Here is a 19,149-nt window from a genome sequence, read left to right on the forward strand (position 1 = left end):
GAGACCCGACTGAGCGGAAGCGCTGCCTGCCGTCGGCGTCGAGCTGGTCGTGGTCGTCGCGGAGCCTGCCGCACTCCCCGGTCCGGGAGCAAGGCTCGCCGCTGTTAAGAGGACGGCGAATGTCCCGTAGGCGGCAAGCTCCGCGATCGACCTCAGCATGCTGGTCAGGCGGTCGCTCGAGTGCGACGCGAAGTTCGCACCATGGTCACGAGTCGCCAGATGAACATCGCTGCGGCGGCCGCGGCGGCGAAGGGAAGTGCGGTCCGCAGTGGGTCATTGCTTGGGGTGGCGGGCGCGGTTACCGGCGTCGTCACGGTGGTGCCCTTCTCGGCGGAAGCGGCCTTCGCGGCGGCGGCAGCTTTGTCTGAGGCGGCTGACTTGTCCGCGGCAGCGGCTTTGTCCGCCGCCGTCTTGCCCTTGTCGGCCGTCGACGTTCCGGCTGCGGCGACGACGGAAAGCGTTCCGAGATCCTGCGGCGCGAACGCGCCCTGCGTGACCTGCCAGGTGTACGTGCCACCCGCGGGGAAGTACACGCTGGCGACGTAGTGGCCGATGTCACCCTGGGACGTGCCCGGGAACGAGAGCGTCCTGCCGGATGTGGCCACGGCGAGGATCTCCGTCTTGTCCACGTTGATCGCCGTCACGCCATGCTGGCGGATCGTGTATCCGAGCTTGAACTCTTGACCGGCCACGAATTGTCCGGGCATCTCATCGAACGTCGTGACAGCCCAACCTCCCGCGATCGCGGGGGAAGCAAAGACTCCGAGCGACAGCGCGAGGACCGCGGCGAGCATCGTGAGCGAGCGCATATGACCTCCGTCGTTACGCGGATTGGCGACGCGGCCCACGCCACCTAGAGGCCATACAACCGTGCGGGCATCCGGTTCCCGTGTCTCTGCGCAGAGACAGCGGATGGCTAGGCGGGAGTCTTCGTGGTTTCGCGTGTGGGTGGATGGACGAAGGCGAGAAGAAGGACGAGGGCGAGGACCATGTTGATCGCGAGCATGAAGAAGATCCCGCGGTAGCCGAGGTTGAGAGCGTTCGCGTTGAGGAAGATCTCGGCAGCGACGAAGACCGAGAGTGGGATCGCGATCGATTCCGATGCCGCCTTGAGCCCGGCGAAGATCCCCGATTCATCCGGATCGATCAGCGTCGTGAGGAGCGGCCAGGAGGCAGCGCTCTGGGCCCCGTTGCCGACGCCCGCGAGAGTTACGACGACGATGGTCTCGGGCAGCTCGCGGATGATCGTGCCGCCGATGGCGCAGACGACCAGGATGGCCCAACCGATCGCGAGCACGGTCTTCTGGCCGAACCGGTCGGCCATGCGGCCGAAGCCGATCGCGGAGATCGCGGTGACGAGCAGAGCGAGCGCGTCGAGCGCGAGCGCGACTTGATCGGTGAGATGGATGTCCGTCACGAGAAAGAGCGTGAGATAGGGAAGCACCGCGCTGAAGCCGAAGAAGAACACGAACAGTGTCCCAAGGAAGCGCAGGGCCTGGACGTGGCTGAGGGCGACCCGAACGTATGTCCGGAGCGGCACATGCTCGGCGCGCGCCGCCAGTTCGCGACGCTCGTGAATGCCTGCGACCGTGACCGCGAACGTGGCCAGCATGGTCATCGCCACGGCCACATACACCCATGCCGGAACGCCCTCTTCGTGGGAGAGAACGACGACGACCAGGAGGAACCCCACCTGCCCCAGGAACTGGATCCCCTGCGAAAGGCCAGAGAGGACACCGCGCTGGCGCTGCGGGGTGATGTCGGCCAGCAGGGCCGCGTACGGATCGACGGCCGCGTTGAAGAAGATCGAGAAGAGGAAGATCGAGATGGCCAAGGGCACCAGCGACTGCGCCGAAGCCGAAGCGACCAGGAAGAACGCCGCCGAGAGCGGTACGCAGATCGCGATGAAGGGCCGGCGGCGACCGAAGCGCGTCCAGATCCGGTCAGACGCCGCGCCCACTGTTGGCTGGATCACCGCGCCCTCGATGCTTCTCGTGCTCGAGAGAAGACCGGTGAGAAGGTCGGGCGCGCCAACGGCTTTCAAGGCCAGCGGCAGAAGGAAGTTGTTGAAGGCGTAGAAGGCACCCGCGCCGATCGAACCGGCTGAGTAGATGAGCATCGTGCGGAGGCTGATGTCCATCGCGCAGCGCGAGCCTAAGCGCTACTATATTTGGTTGCAAAGAGCTCACCTCGCGATAGAACAGATGTTTTACTACCTGCCAAAAACGTGCGAGAATCCGAGCGAGGAGGGCCTGCGATGGAGTTGAGCGTCGTACTCGCTGGCGGTGCGCTCGTGGTCTCGATCGCCGTGCTGGTCGCGGTGCTCGCGCGGCGCGCTCCGACGGACGCGAGCACTGCTCCCGCGTATGAGCTGCTGTCCGCGAGCATCGCGGAGCTACGCGCGTCCAACACGAGCGCGATGGGCGACCTTCGCAACGAGATCCAGCGGACGCTCGGCGCGAGCGAGCAGCAGGTCATGACGCAGACCGGCGCGACGCAGCGGTCTCTCCACGACCTCTCCCGGCAGCTCGGCGTGATGAGCGAGCAGAGCGCGCGCGTGAGCGAGCTGGCGAAGGACATCGGGTCCCTCCAGGATCTGTTGCGCGCGCCAAAGCCCCGCGGTGGGTTCGGCGAGCTCATGCTCGAGCGACTCCTGCAGGACTGCCTCCCGGTGAGCGCGTATGAGACCCAGTACACGTATCGCGATGGCTCGCGCGTCGACGCCGTCGTGCACTGCGCGAACCGCCTGGTGCCGATCGACGCGAAGTTCCCGAACGAGTCGTACACGCAGATCGCCGTGGCGACGGACGAGGCCGACCGGATGCGCCGTCGCCGCGCTTTCCTTCAGCAGGTGCGCCGCCACATCGACGCGGTCGCGCGCTACGTGTCGCCGCAGGACGCCACGATCGATTTCGCATTCATGTACCTGCCGTCGGAAGCGATCTACTACGAGGTGATGACGCGTGAGAGCGTCGACGAGGCCGACCTCGGCACGTATTGCCAGGAGCGCCACGTGATCCCCGCGTCGCCGAACACGCTCCTCGCGTACCTGCAGGTCGTAGCGCTGGGCATCCGCGGGCTTGCGATGCAGGAGCGCACGCGCGAATTGCAGCAGAGCATCGCGCAGGTGCGACGCGAGTTCGAGCGCTTCGTCGGACTGCACGACCAGCTCGGCACGCATCTCGATCACGCGATGAAGAAGTTCGATGAGACCGAGCGCGCGCTGGCGCGCGCTTCGGGAGCGATCGAGGGGCTCGCCCAGGTGCCGATCGCCGCGGGTGGGGAACAGGCTGTGCTGCCGCTCGGAGACGAGGACTAGTCATCCGGCGCAGCTTGGCGCTCGTCGCCGTCGCGAGCGCGCTCATCGCCGCTGGGTCGATCGTCGCCGTCGACCCGGAGGTGCCGCTCGCGATCGGCGTCGTCATCGCCGCGGTCGCCGTGTGCTCCGGGGCGGTCGCGGCCGCGCTGCTGCTCTCGATCCCGCTGGGGGAGTCCCGCCGGCGCCAGCGCCCTGCGGCGCCTGCGCTGCGCCGTGGCATCGAAGTCACGGCGATCGTCGGCCTGCTGCTGCTCCTGCGCGTCGTCGATGGCCTCACCGTGATCACCGGGGGCTTCGTCGTTGCGGGCTTCCTCGTCGCCGAGCTGGTCCTCTCAGCGCGTCCGAGCCGGGCTTCGCGCTAACCTCGCCTCACCGATGGACACCGCCGAGCTCAAGGCCCGCGTGGCCGAGCGCGTCGAGGCGCGCGCGGGTGCGCTCGACGAGCTCGCGCTGCGCATCCACGAACGGCCCGAGCTCGCGTATGAGGAGCGCTTCGCGTCGAGTGCGCTTGCCGACCAGCTGACGCGCGAGGGCGCGACGGTCACGCGCGGCGCCGGCGGGGTCGAGACCGCCTTTGCCGCGGAGGTCGGGACCGGTGCGCCGGTGGTCGCGATCCTCGGCGAGTACGACGCGCTGCCCGGCGTGGGCCACGCCTGCGGTCACAACTTGATGGGCACCGCGGCGAGCCTCGCGTTCCTCGCGCTGCGTGACATCGCACCCGATCTGCGCGGTCGCGTGCGGGTCGTCGGGTGCCCGGCCGAGGAGCGCGGCAACGGCAAGGTGAAGCTGATCCGCGCGGGCGTGTTCTCCGATGTCGACGCCGCGCTCATGTATCACCCCGGCGACACCGATGAGATCGACCCGCTCATGCTGGCGATGGTCACGCTCGAGGTCGAATTCATGGGCAAGGCGGCGCACGCCGCGGCCGAGCCGGATCAGGGACGAAACGCGCTCGACGCCGTGATGCTCGCGTGGACGGCGCTCTCGGCGCTCCGCCTCACGGTCCGCAGCGATTCGCGCTTCCACGGGATCATCACCGACGGCGGCAAGGCGGCGAACATCATTCCGGACCGCGCTGCCGCCACGTTCATGGTCCGATCGCCGGACAACACGTATCTGCAAGAGCTCCGTCGCCGCGTCCTCGCGTGTTTCGAGGGCGCGGCCACGGCCACGGGTTGCGAGCTCCGCGCGACCTGGAGTGACGTGTGCGAGACGGTGAGCACGAACCGACCGCTCGCCGACGCGTTCGCCGCGAACGCGAAGACCCTTGGACGCCAGATGAAACCACGGCGGCCGGGAGACACGCACGGGTCGACCGACATGGGGAACGTCACCAGCATCGTGCCGGGGATCCATCCGTTCCTGTCGATCACGGACGGGCCGGTCCCGGGGCATTCCGTAGAGTTCGCGGCTGCCGCACGTACACCGCAGGCGCTCGAGACGATGCACGTCGCGGCGAAGGCGCTCGCGATGACCGCGATCGATGTGCTTCGCGACGACAAGCTGCGCATCCGCGCGAGGGAGGCGTTCGATGGGCATCAGCAGCGCCGTTGACTGGTTCGGCGGTGAGGTGAATGCGGCGCAAGCGGAGCGGCTCGCCGCGCTCTACGACCTTGACGCGCCCCACGGGCCGGCCGCGGCGATCGACTGGTTCCGCGCGATCGCGCGCCGCACCGGTGGCCCGGTCCTCGAGCTCGGCTGCGGCACCGGACGCGTCGCGATACCGCTGGCGCAGGACGGCCACGAGGTGGTCGGGCTGGACCGGTCGCCGGCGATGCTCGCGCGCGCCGAGCGGCACGCGCGGCGTGAGGGCGTGACGCTCCGGCTCGTCGAAGGCGACATGCGCTCGTTCTCGCTCTCCGACGCGTTCCCGCTCATCGCGATCCCCTTCAACACCTTCCTGATGCTCGCGCCCGGCGACCGCTGGGCGTGCCTCGCACGCGTTCGGGAGCACCTCGCGCCGACCGGTCTCCTCGCGGTGGACTGCTTCCAGCCGGACCCGGAGCACATCGTCGGTCACGACGGCACGGTCCGAGAAGAATGGACGCGACACGATCCGGAGAGCGGTCGCGACGTGACGAAGTTCTCGAGCTCGCGCGCGAACGTGGATCAGGTCGACCTGCGGTGGTGGTTCGAAGAGCTCGATGACGATGGCCACATCACGCGCTGGCAGCGCGCCACCACTCTGAACTACATGTATCGACGCGAGGCCGAGCTGACGTTCTCGGCCGCGGGCTTCGAGCTCGAGGCGCTGCACGGTGACTACGACGGTTCGCCGGCGGGCAGCGCGTCACCGAAGCTGCTCGTCGTCGCGCGCCGGCGAGAACGGGGCGCCGGCCGCGAGCGCAGAGGGTGAGCGACCTCCTCATTCGCGGCGGGGTCGTGGTCGATGGCACCGGCGCGCCGGGGATGCGGGCGGACGTGGCGGTCACCGATGGGCGCATCACGGATGTCGGCGATGCGGCCGGTCGGCGGGCGACGCGGATGATCGACGCGCGCGACCGAGTGGTCGCGCCCGGGTTCATCGACATCCACTCGCATTCCGACAACACGGTCTTCGTGAACGACGCGTTCGAGAGCGCGCTGCACATGGGCGTGACGCTCGTCGTGTGCGGGAACTGCGGCGGCTCATCGGCGCCGGTGTCTGGTCTCGCGGCCGAAGAGCTCGACCGCGCGCTTGCCGTGCTCGAGGTGCGGCGGACGTGGTCGACCTTTGCCGAGTACGCGGACGCCTGCGACGAGGCGCGGCCCGCGATCAACCTCTGCTCGTACGTGGGTCACGGCACGCTCCGGAAGTGCGTGATGGGTGCCGCGGCGCGCGAACCCAGCCACGGCGAGCTCGACGCGATGCGCATGCTCCTCGCCCGGGCGATGGATGAAGGCGCGATCGGCCTTGCCTCTGGCCTTATCTATCCGCCGAGCGCGTACGGCACCACCGACGAGCTCGCGGCCCTGTGCGCCGTCGTCCAGGAGAAGGGCGGCCTGTACGCCAGCCACATCCGCAACGAGGGCGATCGCCTGCTCGAGGCGGTCGACGAGAATCTCGAGATCGGGCGCCGCTCGCGGGTGCGCGTCCAGCTGTCGCACCACAAGGCGTCGGGTCCGAAGAACTGGGGCAGGGTCAAGGAATCGACCGCGAAGATCGAAGCGGCGCGCGGTGCCGGCATGGAGGTCCAGGCCGACCAGTACCCGTATACGGCGTCCTCGACCGGCCTCGCGGTGACGATCCCGAACTGGGTGCACGAGGGTGGACGGCTCGCGATGTGCGAGCGCCTCAAGGACCCCGCGGTGCGCGCGCGGATCCGCGATGAGTACGTTGAGACGGGCCGCAACTGGGATCGCATCGTCATCGCGCGTGCGCGCCGGCGACCTGAGTGGAGCGGTCGCACGGTCGCGGATATCGCGCGCGAGGTGGAGCAGGATCCGCTGGAATGGACCTGCGATGCGCTCGTCGAGCACGAGGGCGACGTCCAGATCGTGCACCACTCGATGTATGAGGACGATGTGCGCTATGTCATGGCGAAGCCCTACGTCGCGATCGGCAGCGACTCGTCGGCGAACGCGCCATACGGTCCGCTTTCGTTCGGCAAGCCGCACCCACGCTCGTACGGCACCTTCCCGCGGGTGCTCGGGCGGTATGCGCGCGACGAGCACGTCCTGGGGCTCGAGGACGCGGTGCGCAAGATGACGTCGCTGACGGCAAGGCACCTTCGGCTCGCGGACCGCGGTGAGATACGGGTCGGCGCGTGGGCGGATCTCGTCGTGTTCGACCCGCGGCGCGTTGCGGACACCGCGACCTACGACGACCCGCACCGCTATCCGGCGGGCATCGAGCACGTCGTCGTGAATGGAGAGGTCGCGCTGGACGCGGGCGAGACCGCGCCGGGTCGCAGCGGACGCTTCCTCCGCCTCGGCCGGGATCTGGGAGGCGCGTGACCGAGCCGCGCGTCGCGATCCTCGCGGAGGGCCTCTTCACGCGGATGACCGCGAAGACCGCGATCGGCGTGCTGCGCTACGCGCGCTATCAGATCGTCGCGGTCGTCGATTCGACGCGCGCGGGCACCGACGCCGCGGATCACGTCGGCATCGGCCGCGGCGTGCCGGTCGTCGCGACCGTCGATGACGCGATCGCTCGGGGCGCGGACGTGCTGCTCATCGGCACGGCAGCCGCCGGCGGGCAGATCCCCGACGCGTACCGACCGCTGCTAGCGCGGGCGCTCGAGCGCGGGTTATCTGTCTGGAGCGGACTCCACGAGCGCGTGCTGAGCGACCGGCGCCTCGCGGAGTCGGCGAAGCGAGGGAACGCGTCGGTCCGTGAGCTGCGCGAGCCGCCGGCGGAGCTGCCGATCGGTGGGCATCGCCGCCCGCGCGACGGTGCGACGGTCGTGCTCACCGTGGGCTCGGACGCCGCAGTCGGGAAGATGACCGCATCGCTGGAGATCGTCGCCGCGCTGCGCCGGCTGGGCGAGAAGGCGGCGTTCGTCGCGACCGGCCAGACGGGGATCGCGATCGCGGGTGAGGGCATCTCGGTCGATGCGGTCGTGGCCGACTTCATCGCGGGCGCCGCTGAGAAGATGGTCTGCGAGGCGGCCGAGCACGCGGACTGGGTCATCGTGGAGGGCCAGGGCTCGCTCACGCATCCGGGTTTCTCCGGCGTGACGCTCGGTCTGCTGCACGGCGCGGGGCCCGAACTGATGGTGCTGTGCCACCACGCGACGCGCCGATCGATGAAGGGGTACGACGACACCGGACTTCCACTCCGGTCGCTGCGCGAGCTCGTCCAGATCTACGAGGATGCCGCCGCGTGGCGAAGACCGCCGGGCTATCCGCCCGCGCGGGTCGTCGCGGTCGCCCTCAATACCGGGGATCTGGTGTCCTCGGACCCGCCGGACCTGGCTCTTCAGTGGATCCAGGGCGCAGCCGCCGCGACGAAGCTTCCGGCAGCCGACCCGATCCGCGAGGGCACCGCGGGCGCCGACCGCCTCGCGCGCGCGCTCATCGACGCGCGCGGCCGCGGCGCGGTGACGCGGACGTCGTGAAGTTCACCGTCCGCACCGTCGACGTGCACCTCGAGGTGCCGTTCCAGATCTCGCGCGCGGTGCGGACCGAGAAGCGCGTCGTGCTCGTCGAGCTCGACGAGCGCGGCCGGGTTTCGCGGGGTGAAGCCTCACCGGACCCGTACTTCAAGGAGACGACGGAGTCGCTCGAGGCGGATGTGCGCGGCGCTCTCGACCTCGTACCCGAGGATGACTCCGACCTCGCGACGCTGAGGCGGCGCCTCGACGAGCGCTTCCCGCACGGGGGCGCCGCCGCGTGCGCGCTGGACATCCTCGGACACGACCGCGCCGCGCAGGCCGCCGGCCAGCCGCTGCGGGACTTCCTCGGCCTGGCCGGCCGTGAGGCACCGCCGACCTCGTTCACCATCGGGATCGCGGAGCCGCGAGTGATGGCCGATCGAGCTGCCGCGGCCGCTGCGAAAGGGTTCACCGTCCTGAAGGTGAAGCTCGGGCACGGTGGCGACGACACGGTGATCCTGTCGTCGATCCGAGAGCGCTTCGCGGGAACGATCCGCGTCGACCCGAACGCAGCGTGGACGCCGGCTGAGGCTCCGGGCCGCATCGAACGCATCGCGCCCTTCGACATCGAGTTCGTGGAGCAGCCCACGCCGACCGACGACATCGATGGACTGCGCTACGTTCGCGAGCGTTCGGCGCTGCCGATCGTGGCCGACGAGGCGGCCGTGCGTCTCCCGGACGTCGAGCGGCTATCCGGCGCTTGTCACGGGATCAACGTGAAGCTGCAGAAGTGCGGTGGCGTCGCGGAGGCGCGCGCGATGATCGCGAGAGCGCATGAGCTTGGGATGAAGGTGATGCTCGGCTGCCGCGCGGCGGAAACGAGCGTCGGGATCGCGGCCGCCGCGCATCTCGCGCCGGCCGTGGAGTGGGCCGACCTCGACGGCAACCTCCTCATCATCGACGATCCGTTCCGTGCGGTGCCGGTCGTCCGCGGACGCTTCGTGTTCTCGGAGCGTCCCGGTCTCGGCGTGGTTCCGGCGAGTGCCACCGCGTGAGTTCCGACCACGCGAGTTCGACCACCGGCAAGATCGAAGTCGCGCTGTTCGCGGTCGGCTTCGCGATGGCCGGCCTGGTTCTTCTCGCGCTGTTGTGGTCGAGTGCCGGCGCGTACGCAGATATGGCTCGGGCAGCGGGGACCGAAAGCACGACGTTCATCGATCACACAAGTGGTGCGAACGTCGCGATGGGGTTGGGGCCTCTCGTTCAGGAGCATCGGGTCTGGTCGACGTACGTGACCGGCGGCACGGCTGATCCACCTGAGCCTGGGCGCTTCTACACCGCCGACGAGATCTCGCACATGGTCGACGTTCGGCGCGTCTTCGACGGCGCGAAGCTGCTCATCCCGGCTGGGCTCTTCGTCATGGCGATTCGGCTTCAGCGCGCGCGGGCGCGCAGCGCCGAAGCGATGTTCCGCCTCGCGCGGGACGGCGCGGTCGCGGCAGGCGTCGTCGTTGCCACCCTTGGCGTCATCGCCGCGCTCGCGTTCGAACAGGCCTTCCTGCTGTTCCACGAGGTCTTTTTTCCGCAGGGCAACTTCCTGTTCGACCCTGCGACGAGCAACCTGGTTCGGCTGTACCCGGACTGGTACTGGGAGGGCATCACATTCCGCATCGGTCTTACGTTCATCGCGGTCGCCGCCGCGGTGGTCGTCGCGGCCTCCGTGGGACTTCGCCGCGCTCGCTCCACTAGACTCGCCACCGAATGAAACGCGTTCTTCTCATCGAAGACCTGCCACAGGTCGCGCAACACCTTCAGTCGATGCTGGCCCGCGAGAAGGAAATCGAAGTGGCAGGTGTCCAAAGCCAGGCCGACGCCGCGATCGCACAGATCGCGACCGAGAAGCCGGACGTCGTCATGATCGACTCGCTGCTGCAGGGCAAGGTCACTGCCGTCGACATTGCCAAGCGCATACGCACGGCATCCCCGGGCACGCGGATCATCATGGTCACCGTTCCGCAGAAACCGCTCGATTCGAAGGACGAGGCGGCCGTCGACGCGGTCTTCGTGCTCCCGGGCGGCGCGAACGAGCTCGCGCTCGTGCTCGGCGTCGGCAAGGCGGCGCGGCCGCAGAACGGTCTGATGATCGCGGTGTACTCACCGAAGGGTGGCACGGGCAAGACGACGCTCGCCGTGAACCTCGCGGTCGTTCTACGCCGTCAGGGGAAGTCGGTCGCGCTGATGGATGGTGTGATGCAGTTCGGCGCCATCCGTCACGCGATGCAGATCCCGCCGGCGACGAGGTCGTTCGTTGACCTGCCGACCGCGGGCGCGATGAAAACGTCGCTGGCCGAGGTCCTCTGGGAGGGCCCGTCCGGTGTGCACGTGCTCCTCGCGCCGGCGAAACCCGAGGAGGTCGATCTCATCCAGGGCGGCGACATCGGCAGCGCGATGAACATGCTGGCCGAGACGCACGACTACGTCATCGTGGACACGCCTTCACGGCTCACCGAAGATGCGCTCGCGATCCTCGACACCGCGAACCTCATCCTCATGGTGGTCACGTATATGAACGCGACCGTCGCGAACTCGCGCTCGGCGATCGACACGTTCGAAGCCCTCGGCTACAAGGGCAGGAAGCCCATCCTGCTCGTCGTCAATCAGGCCGATACGCCCGGCGGGATGTCGAAGCAGGCCGTCGAGCACGCGCTCAACCTGCCGATCATCGCGGAGATCCCGACCGACTGGAAGACCGTAAGCGAGTCATTGAACAAGCAGCAGCCGTTCGTCCTCGGGTCGCCGCAGGCGCCCGTGAGCCGCGCCGTCGAAGCGCTCGCGCACGGCCTCGTCACACAGCAACGGAAGTAGAAGTCCTCGGCCCCGGGGCCCCGATCGGGGTGTTCGACTCCGGAGTCGGCGGCCTCACGGTACTGAAGGAGCTGCGCCGCCAGCTCGCCGGCGAATCCACCATCTACCTCGGCGACGAGGCACGGATGCCGTATGGTCCACGGCCCGCGGAGGAGGTCATCGCCTTCACGCGCCAGGCGATGCGCTGGTTCGCTACGCGGGATTGCAAGCTCATCGTGCTCGCGTGCAATACGGCCACCGCGCAGGCGCTCGAGGCGGTACGCGACGAGTCCGCGGTGCCGATCATCGGCGTGGTCCGACCGGGCGCGGCCGCGGCGATCGCGTCATCGCCGCGGCGATCGATCGGCGTGGTCGCGACGGTCGGAACCGTCCGCTCCGGCGCGTACGTCCGAGCGGTGCGGGATCTCGACCCGCTCTGCGACGTCATGCAGCAGGCCTGTCCAAAACTGGTCCCGATGGTCGAGGCGGGGAAGGCCGGCACGCCCGAGGCGCTGGAGGCGGTGCGCGAGTACGTCGGGCCACTCCTGAGCGAGGGCGGCGTCGTCACGCCCGTCGTCGACACGCTCTTGCTTGGCTGCACGCATTACCCGTTGCTCCGTGAGGAGTTCAGCAAGGTGGCCGGGCCGGGCGTCCGTGTCGTCGACTCCGCAACCACGACCGCGCTCGCGGTGCGCGAGGTCCTCCAGTCGCACCGGCTGCTCGCCGACGGCGCGACGCCGCGCCATCGGGTCTTCGCGACCGGGCCGGTCACGCATTTCACCGAGGTCGCCCGCACGATCTTCGGCGAGAAGCTTCCCGAGGTGGAGGCGGCGACGCTGACGTGAATCTCGTTTCGACGATCACCGGTCTGCCGTACGTCGGCAAGACGACACTCTTCAACCTGCTCACGGGCGGGCACGCCGCGACGGGCGCGTTCGCGGGCGCCGAGGGCGAGACGAACGTCGGCGTGGCGAAGGTCCCCGACCACCGGGTCGACAAGCTGGCGGCGATGTACAAGCCGAAGAAGACGACGTTCGCGGAGGTCACCTACCGGGATCTCGGTCTCGCGCCGCGCGTCGCGACCGGTGCCGCAGGTCATGCGACGCAGGCGGGACAGGGGATCAGTGCGCAGAAGCTAGGCGACCTTCGCACCTCTGACGCGCTCGTGCACGTGGTGCGTGCGTTCCGCGACGCGTCGGTGCCGCACGTCAACTCGAGCGTCGATCCGAAGCGCGACCTCGCGACCCTCGAGCTCGAGCTGCTGTTCGCCGATCACGTCGTCGTCGAACGGCGGCTGGAGCGTATAGAGCCGGAGCTGCGCTCGGCGAAGGGTCCCGAGCGCGAGCAGAAGGAGCGCGAGCGCGCCGTCTTGCAGAAGGCGATGGCCGCTCTGGATGCGGAGACGCCGCTGCGCGATGTCGGGCTCGATGAGGAAGAGCGCAAGGAAGTGCGTGGGTACCGCTTCCTGACGCTCCTCCCGCAGCTCGTCGTCGCGAATCTCGACGAGGGCGACGTCGCCGATCCCGACGCCGTGCTCGGGCCGCTGCGCGAGGCCGCCGCGAAGCATCGCGCGATGTCCGTGGTCGGCGTGTGCGCGAAGCTGGAGGCGGAGATCGCGCAGCTCGAGCCCGGCGAGGCGGCCGCGTTCCGCGCGGACCTCGGCCTACACGAGCCCGCGCTCGATCGCGTCATCCATGCGACGTACGAGCTGCTCGGTCTCATCTCGTTCTTCACGGTGGGCGAGGACGAGGTCCGCGCGTGGACGATCCCCGCACGACTTCCCGCGCAGCAGGCTGCGGGCGCGATCCACTCTGACCTCGAGCGCGGGTTCATCCGTGCCGAAGTGATCGGCTGGGAAGACCTGCTCAAGGCCGGCTCCGAGGCGAACGCGAAGAAGCAGGGGATCATGCGAACCGAGGGGAAGACCTACACGGTCAAGGACGGGGACGTGATCCACGTGCTGTTCAACGTTTGATGTGAGCGCGGACTTTCTCGCGATGGTTGTTTGATGTGAGCGCGTGAGCGCGGACCTCCTCGCTATCGGTCACGTTGCGCGGGACGAGTTCGAGGGCGAGCCGACCTGGCGGCTCGGCGGCACGGCGCTCTACGCGGCGGCGACGGCGGCGCGTCTCGGAACGCGCACGGCGCTCGTAACGCGCGTCGGTCCGATCGAAAAGCCCGCGCTCGAGGAGCGCTGCGCGCAGCTGGGGATCACGCTGCACGAGCTCCCATCGTCCGCGACGACGACGTTCGGGTTCCGCTACGTCGAGGGCAAACGGTTCATGCGCCTCACCGCACGCGCGAAGGGGATCGGGCCAGCGGATGTTCCGGCTAACTGGCGCGGTGCGCGCGCTGTCGTGCTCGGCTCCGTCGCGCACGAACTCGACCGCTCGCTGTTCGGGACGACGTCGCCACGCGCGACGGTGCTCGTCGCCCAGGGTTATTTGCGCGAGTGGTCCGCGAACGGCGCGATCAATCCGCGCCCGTGGGACGACGCCGACGAGATCGTGCCGCTCGTCTCCGCGGTCGTGCTCAGTGAGGACGACGTCGCCGGCGACCTCACCACGCCGCGTCGGTGGGCACGGAACGGCCGGGTCTATGTGACGCTCGCGGAACGCGGCGTGCTCGTGCTGGACCGCGGCTCCGAGACGACGGTCGCCGGCTATCCCGCCGAGCGTGTCGTGGACCCGACCGGCGCCGGTGACGCATTCGCCGCGGGGCTCGCGATCGCGCTTGCGGACGGTCGCCCGCCAGAGGACTGCGCGCGCTTCGCGAACGCGGTCGCGTCGTTCGCGGTGGAGGGTGTCGGGATGGAGACCCTCGCCGATCGCGCGCGTGTCGATGCCCGGATGCGCTAGGCGGCCTGGTCCCGGAGGGCGATGTCCTGGATCTTGACCCGCGCCACCTTCGGGACGTAACCGAGCTCGAGACGCCGTGAGGCCTGTGACAGCGCGAAGCAGATCACGAAGTAGATCGTCGCGACGATGGCCAGCACCTCGACAGGATTGAAGAACTGCGTGTAGATCGTCCGCCCCTGGCGCAGGAGCTCGAAGATCCCGATCGTCCCCACGAGCGAGGTGTCCTTTATCACCGTGGTGAGCTGAGCCATCATCGCCGGGACCATCAGGCGCAGCGCCTGCGGCAGGATCACCGATCGCATCGTTTCGGCGTGAGACAGTCCGAGCGCGCGAGCGGCCTCGGTCTGTCCCCGCGGAAGGCTCACGATGCCGGCGCGGATGATCTCAGCGAGGACGGCGCTCGTGTACATGGAAAGACCCAGCACGCCGGCCCAGAAGCGCGGCAGCTCGAAGTCGGCGCCGAAGATCGGGCGGAAGAGCGCCGATCCCTTGATGCCGAAGTAGACGATGAGGAGCAGCACCGGCAGTGCGCGCACGGCCTCGATGTAGAAGATCGACGGCCAGCGGATCCAGCGCCGCCGCGAGAGGCGGCCCAGCGCGAGGAGGAGGCCGACCACGAACGACAGCGCCACGGAGACGAGCGCGAGGTAGATCGTCTCTCGCAGGCCCTCGAAGAAGAATCCCCAGATCGCTGGGTCGAGGAACATCGGCCACGTGTCCGGACGCATCAGCGAGCCACCAGCATCCGTCGCTCGAGCGCGTTCACGGCGATGCCGAGCGGGATCGTGAGCGCGACATAAAGGAGCGTCGCCGCGATGAAGGCCTCCTCGGCGCGGAACGTCCGCGACTCGACGATCTCCGCTGCGAAGAGCAGCTCCGTCACGCCGATCGTCGATGCGAGAGACGTGTTCTTCACCAGCGCGATCCCGATGTTGCCCAGCGGAGGGATCACCGATCGGAACGTCTGCGGCAGCTGCACGTAGCGGAGCATCTGTGGGTACGAGAGCCCCAGCGATCGCGCGGCCTCGATCTGACCGCGGTCGACTCCGAGCAGGCCGCCGCGGACGACCTCGGCGACGTAGGCCCCGTGGTAGAGGCCCATGCCGACTACGGCGGCGCGGAAGATGTGCTCGAACGTATCGGTCGAGAAGCGGAACCCGAGGAGCGGCAGGCCAAGGAACCAGAAGAACAACTGGACGACAAGTGGCGTGTTGCGGAAGAACTCGACGTACGCGGCGCCGATCCATCGCAGCGGCGCGATCGGCGAGACGCGCATGACCGCGACGAGCGTGCCGATGATGAGCGCGCTGAGCAGACCGAGGACCGAGATCTGGATGGTGACCCAGAGACCGGTGAAGTAGAGCTGTGGGAATTCGAACGCGATCCCGCCCGGCATCGCCGCGCCCTATAGGAAACGAGGGCCGGCTACGCGCCGGCCCTCGTCCGCGTGCGTTCGATCGAGGTCAGGTCTAGTCGTCCGGCGTCCTCTTCTTGTCGAAGGAGACCGGCGAGATGTACTTCTCGTAAAGCGTCGCCCACACGCCGCTCGTGATCATCGCCACCTGCGTGCGGTTGAGGAAGTCCACGAAGCCGGTGCGGTCTCCGCCAGCGCTCTTCTTCACGCCGATGCCATACAGCTCGGTCGAGAAGTATTTCCCGACGAGCTTGGTGTTCGGGTCGGCCTTCGCGAGGCCGAAGAGGATCGTCTCGTCCGTCGAGATCGCATCCGCCTGTCCCTGCTGAAGCGCGAGGAGACAGGCCGGATAGCTGTCGAGCAGCAGCGGTCGCGCGGCGCCGCCCGTCGCCGTGGTGATGTTCTGCTCGCTCGTCGATCCGCGCTGTGCGCAGACCGTCTTGCCCGCGAGGTCGGCAGCCTCCTTGATCGACGTGTTGTCCTTCTTCACCAGGATCCGCTGGCCCGTCTTGAAGTAGACGTCTGTGAAGTCGATCTGCTTCTTGCGGTCCTCGTTGATGGTGAAGGTCTTGATGATCACGTCAGCCTTGTTGTCGGTGAGTGTCGGGATGCGTGTCGCCGACGTCACCGGTACCCACTCGATGAACTTGTCCGGGTCGTCCGACTCGCCGAAGATCGCCTTCGCGATCTCGCGGCCGTAGGCGACGTCGAATCCGTCCCACTTACCGGTCGCCGGGTTCTTCACGCTGAAGGGCGTGTTGTCTTCCTGCGTGCCGATCCGGATCTTGCCCTTCGTCTGAAGGCTGTACTGGTACGTCGCGAGATCGAATTTCGGTCGCGTCGACGTCGATGCCGATGCGGCTGGCGTCGCCGATGGTGTGGCCGTTCCGCCGCTCGTGCACGCCGTCGCGATGAACGCGAGAACGAGACCGAGCGCGAATGTCCGCGTGAGACCCCGCATGTCTTCCTCCCTGCGTGCTAGTGCCTGATGACTTTGCTGAGGAACTGCTTCGCCCGCTCCTCCCGCGGCGCTTCGAAGAACCCCGCCGTCGGCGAGTCCTCAATGATGCGCCCTTCGTCCATGAATACCACCCGGTTCGAGGCCTCCCGGGCGAAGCCGACCTCGTGCGTGATCACCAGCATCGTCATGCCCTCCCGGGCGAGATCCCGCATGACATCAAGGACCTCACGGATCATCTCGGCGTCGAGAGCGCTGGTCGGCTCGTCGAACAGCATGATCCGCGGGTCCATCGCGAGCGCCCGCGCGATCGCGACGCGCTGCTGCTGACCGCCGGATAGCCGCGTTGGATGCTGGTCGGCCTTTTCCGGGATGCCGACCTTCTCGAGGAGGGCCATCGCCTTCGCGCGCGCATCGGTCTTCGACATCCCGCGCACCTTGCGCGGCGCGAGCATGACGTTCTCGGCGGCGGTGAGGTGGGGGAACAGATTGAAGGACTGGAACACCATCCCGACGTCGCGGCGGAGCTTGTTGACGTCGACGCCGGGCTGGTGGACCGGCAGGCCGTCGACGACGAGCTCCCCGCTATCGATCGGCTCGAGCTTGTTGATGGTCCGGATCATCGTGCTCTTGCCTGAACCCGACGGACCGATGATCACGACGACGTCGCGCTCGCGGACGGTGAGGTTGATGCCACGCAACACGTGAAGCGGGCCGAAGTGCTTGTGGACGTCGCGGAACTCGATCACGCGCCGAAATCTAGGCGCTACCCTCGGGCGGTGCAGGAATTCTTCGCGGCCGCGCGCGCCGAGCTCGACCGCACGCGCGGCGTCACCGGCGTTGTCGTGCGCGAGGTCAGCGGGAAGACCCTGGTCTCGCAGCGACCCGATGAGGTCTTCCCGGCCGCGTCGGTCATCAAGATCCCCCTGGTGATGGCGCTGTACGCCGACGCCGCCGAGGGCCGTATCTCGCTGGAGGAGCGCCTGCCTGTCGGCGCGACCGTCGGGGGGACAGGCATCCTTGGTGACCTGCGTGATGTCCGGGACGTGAGCCTGCGCGACCTCGCGATGCTGACGATCGCGCTGTCGGACAACACCGCAACGAACCGGCTCATCGACCGTCTTGGTGTCGCTCGGGTCGACGAGCGGATGGCCGAATGGGGCTGCGTGAGCACCAAACTGGCTCGCGGCATGTTCGACTGGGACGCGCAAAAGCGGGGGTTGGAGAACGTCGCGTCGCCGTCCGAGATCGCGGCGCTGCTCGAGCGGCTGGTGTGCGGAGAGCTCGTGGACCGTGCGACCTCAGACGCGGTCATCGCGGTGCTCGAGCGCTGTCAGGACGACGCGATGCTGCGGCGCTATCTCGGAAAAGGCGGTCGCGTCGCGAACAAGACCGGCACGCTTGCGGCCACCCGTAACGACGCCGCGATCATCTTCGGACCTTCGCGAACGGTCGTTGTGTCGGCGTTCATGCGCGAGGTGAGCGATCCGCTCGCGGCGGTCCACATCCTTGGTCTGATCGGGCGCGGCGCTGCGCGCGCGGCCGGTCTCGAGGTCCCACCTCTTCCATTTGATGCGGTCGCTGGCGCATGATGCGTGCGTGAAGAAGCAAACCCGGTCGCGCGCGACTCGAGCACGACGCCCGCGAAGCATGCGACCGGTCGTCGCGACGGCTGTGCTCGCGCTGGGGCTCGTCTGTGCCGCCGCGTTCACGGGGATCACGGTGCAGGCCAACGCCCTGGAGCGTGCGAAGGGCGCCCTGGGCGACGAGATCGCCGCCGAGACGGCCCGGAATGCGGCGCTCGAGGCGTCGATCGCTCAGAAGAAGACGACCGACTACCTGATCCAGAAGGCGCAGGACTACGACTTCGTCAAGCAGGGCGAGGGTCTGATCGCGGTGGAGCGCTCGCCAGCGTCCTCGACTGCGGCACACGCCGACGCCGGGCGAGCGAGCCGCGTGATGCGGTGGATAGAGCTCTTCTTCGGAACGAGATAACGAGATAGAATGACTATCGCGGGATGGAGCAGCGGTAGCTCGTCGGGCTCATAACCCGAAGGCCGAAGGTTCGAATCCTTCTCCCGCAACAGTGGACCCGCTGACGGGTCCTTCTTCTTTGTCCGGGTCCTATTGCACCGGCGTCGGCGTTTTGCTATTTCCAATAATGATGTGCGAGAGGCTCTGTGCCGTATTCGGATCCTGAGAAGCGCCGCGCATACGGGCGCGATTGGATGCGACGCAACCCCGAAAGAGCGCGCGCGGGCATGCAACGCTGGCGCGCGACGCACCCCGAAGAACATCGAGCAGAGGGTCGGGCGCGCTACGCGCGACACAGGGAGCGCCTGAACGCCCAGATCGCGGCCTACCACCGCGCGCACCCCGACGTCGTCAGGGCAAAACGCGAGAAACACCGCGCTCTGCGGAAGGGCGCCGAGGGCTTCTTCACGGCCCAGGAATGGCACGAGCTCGTCCTGCAGTACGAGCATGCATGTGCGTACTGCGGGACCATTGGGCCGCTCGAGCAAGATCACTGCGTGCCGTTGGATCGGGGCGGCTCCAATTGGATCACCAACATCTTGCCGGCCTGCCGCGTCTGCAACGCTCGCAAGCACCTGATGACCGAAGAGGAGTTCCGCGCGCGCCTCGCCGCCGAACGTGCTGGCGATCAGCGAGACACGGACCTGCGGAACAAGTAGGTAAAGAACGCTCCGAGCAGGAGCACGGGCAGCAGGCTCAGGAAGATC

The 19,149-nt window shown here is 68.2% G+C and carries 21 protein-coding genes and 1 tRNA gene; 16 read left to right on the forward strand and 6 right to left on the reverse strand.

The genetic code is table 11. The annotated features are described in order from the left end of the window. Positions 1-164: 164 nt before the first annotated feature. Together VI056_12450 and VI056_12455 are read right to left on the reverse strand one after the other, a co-directional pair. Positions 165-809: a hypothetical protein gene (locus VI056_12450; GenBank protein HEY6203837.1), complete on the reverse strand. Its 645-nt coding sequence runs from the start codon at positions 807-809 to the stop codon at positions 165-167. 107 nt (positions 810-916) lie between these two features. Next, entirely contained in the window at positions 917-2,140 is a 1,224-nt protein-coding gene (locus VI056_12455; protein HEY6203838.1) for an MFS transporter, read from the reverse strand. 117 nt (positions 2,141-2,257) lie between these two features. Here VI056_12455 and VI056_12460 point away from each other — a divergent pair, with 117 nt between their 5' ends. The 12 genes from VI056_12460 to VI056_12515 are packed head-to-tail and all read left to right on the forward strand — an operon-like array spanning position 2,258 to position 14,036. Next, positions 2,258-3,319 carry a DNA recombination protein RmuC gene (locus VI056_12460; protein ID HEY6203839.1) on the forward strand — a complete coding sequence of 354 codons (1,062 nt, stop codon included), beginning with the start codon at positions 2,258-2,260 and terminating at the stop codon, positions 3,317-3,319. A gap of 14 nt (positions 3,320-3,333) precedes the next feature. Then, a complete protein-coding gene (locus VI056_12465) occupies positions 3,334-3,681 on the forward strand; it encodes a hypothetical protein (GenBank protein HEY6203840.1) in 348 nt (115 codons plus the stop codon). A gap of 13 nt (positions 3,682-3,694) precedes the next feature. Beyond that, positions 3,695-4,873, forward strand: coding sequence for a M20 family metallopeptidase (locus VI056_12470; protein ID HEY6203841.1), 1,179 nt, complete (start codon positions 3,695-3,697; stop codon positions 4,871-4,873). After that, positions 4,851-5,675, forward strand: a complete 825-nt coding sequence (locus VI056_12475; protein ID HEY6203842.1) for a class I SAM-dependent methyltransferase — start codon at positions 4,851-4,853, stop codon at positions 5,673-5,675. Before VI056_12470 ends, VI056_12475 begins: the two co-directional genes overlap by 23 nt. Further along, positions 5,672-7,255 (forward strand): D-aminoacylase, encoded by a 1,584-nt coding sequence (locus tag VI056_12480; protein HEY6203843.1) that lies wholly within the window; start codon positions 5,672-5,674, stop codon positions 7,253-7,255. The genes VI056_12475 and VI056_12480 overlap by 4 nt, the downstream gene beginning before the upstream one ends. Further along, entirely contained in the window at positions 7,252-8,358 is a 1,107-nt protein-coding gene (locus VI056_12485) for a DUF1611 domain-containing protein (protein HEY6203844.1), read from the forward strand. The genes VI056_12480 and VI056_12485 overlap by 4 nt, the downstream gene beginning before the upstream one ends. Further along, on the forward strand, positions 8,355-9,389 hold the full coding sequence (locus VI056_12490; GenBank protein HEY6203845.1) for a dipeptide epimerase: 1,035 nt from the start codon (positions 8,355-8,357) through the stop codon (positions 9,387-9,389). Before VI056_12485 ends, VI056_12490 begins: the two co-directional genes overlap by 4 nt. Next, entirely contained in the window at positions 9,386-10,099 is a 714-nt protein-coding gene (locus VI056_12495) for a DUF1461 domain-containing protein (protein HEY6203846.1), read from the forward strand. The genes VI056_12490 and VI056_12495 overlap by 4 nt, the downstream gene beginning before the upstream one ends. Continuing rightward, positions 10,096-11,199 carry a P-loop NTPase gene (locus VI056_12500; GenBank protein HEY6203847.1) on the forward strand — a complete coding sequence of 368 codons (1,104 nt, stop codon included), beginning with the start codon at positions 10,096-10,098 and terminating at the stop codon, positions 11,197-11,199. Before VI056_12495 ends, VI056_12500 begins: the two co-directional genes overlap by 4 nt. Positions 11,200-11,228: 29 nt before the next feature. Continuing rightward, positions 11,229-12,023 carry a glutamate racemase gene (murI, locus tag VI056_12505; GenBank protein ID HEY6203848.1) on the forward strand — a complete coding sequence of 265 codons (795 nt, stop codon included), beginning with the start codon at positions 11,229-11,231 and terminating at the stop codon, positions 12,021-12,023. Beyond that, positions 12,020-13,153, forward strand: coding sequence for a redox-regulated ATPase YchF (gene ychF, locus VI056_12510; protein HEY6203849.1), 1,134 nt, complete (start codon positions 12,020-12,022; stop codon positions 13,151-13,153). The genes murI and ychF overlap by 4 nt, the downstream gene beginning before the upstream one ends. Before the next feature lie 43 nt (positions 13,154-13,196). Further along, complete coding sequence (locus tag VI056_12515; GenBank protein ID HEY6203850.1) at positions 13,197-14,036, forward strand: PfkB family carbohydrate kinase; 840 nt, start codon at positions 13,197-13,199, stop codon at positions 14,034-14,036. Here the strand turns inward: VI056_12515 and VI056_12520 are convergent. The 4 genes from VI056_12520 to VI056_12535 all read right to left on the reverse strand — a co-directional run bounded on the left by VI056_12520 (position 14,033) and on the right by VI056_12535 (position 17,157). After that, the gene (locus VI056_12520) at positions 14,033-14,764 is read right to left on the reverse strand and encodes an amino acid ABC transporter permease (GenBank protein HEY6203851.1); all 732 of its coding nucleotides are present in this window, start codon (positions 14,762-14,764) and stop codon (positions 14,033-14,035) included. The two genes, VI056_12515 and VI056_12520, sit on opposite strands and share 4 nt — an antisense overlap. Further along, entirely contained in the window at positions 14,764-15,432 is a 669-nt protein-coding gene (locus VI056_12525) for an amino acid ABC transporter permease (protein HEY6203852.1), read from the reverse strand. The genes VI056_12520 and VI056_12525 overlap by 1 nt, the downstream gene beginning before the upstream one ends. 73 nt (positions 15,433-15,505) lie before the next feature. Next, positions 15,506-16,411 (reverse strand): glutamate ABC transporter substrate-binding protein, encoded by a 906-nt coding sequence (locus VI056_12530; protein HEY6203853.1) that lies wholly within the window; start codon positions 16,409-16,411, stop codon positions 15,506-15,508. Positions 16,412-16,428: 17 nt separating this feature from the next. After that, a complete protein-coding gene (locus VI056_12535) occupies positions 16,429-17,157 on the reverse strand; it encodes an amino acid ABC transporter ATP-binding protein (GenBank protein ID HEY6203854.1) in 729 nt (242 codons plus the stop codon). Between the two features lie 30 nt (positions 17,158-17,187). Between VI056_12535 and VI056_12540 the strand changes: the two genes are divergently transcribed. From VI056_12540 to VI056_12555, 4 genes are all read left to right on the forward strand, one after another. Further along, positions 17,188-18,000, forward strand: a complete 813-nt coding sequence (locus VI056_12540) for a serine hydrolase (GenBank protein ID HEY6203855.1) — start codon at positions 17,188-17,190, stop codon at positions 17,998-18,000. 58 nt (positions 18,001-18,058) lie between these two features. After that, the gene (locus tag VI056_12545) at positions 18,059-18,403 is read left to right on the forward strand and encodes a hypothetical protein (GenBank protein ID HEY6203856.1); all 345 of its coding nucleotides are present in this window, start codon (positions 18,059-18,061) and stop codon (positions 18,401-18,403) included. A gap of 17 nt (positions 18,404-18,420) precedes the next feature. Further along, positions 18,421-18,492: transfer RNA gene (locus VI056_12550), tRNA-Met, on the forward strand. 177 nt (positions 18,493-18,669) lie between these two features. Continuing rightward, complete coding sequence (locus tag VI056_12555; protein HEY6203857.1) at positions 18,670-19,101, forward strand: HNH endonuclease; 432 nt, start codon at positions 18,670-18,672, stop codon at positions 19,099-19,101. The last annotated feature ends 48 nt before the right edge of the window (positions 19,102-19,149 follow it).

The sequence above is a fragment of the Candidatus Limnocylindria bacterium genome, assembly GCA_036523395.1.
GTDB lineage: Bacteria > Chloroflexota > Limnocylindria > P2-11E > P2-11E > CF-39.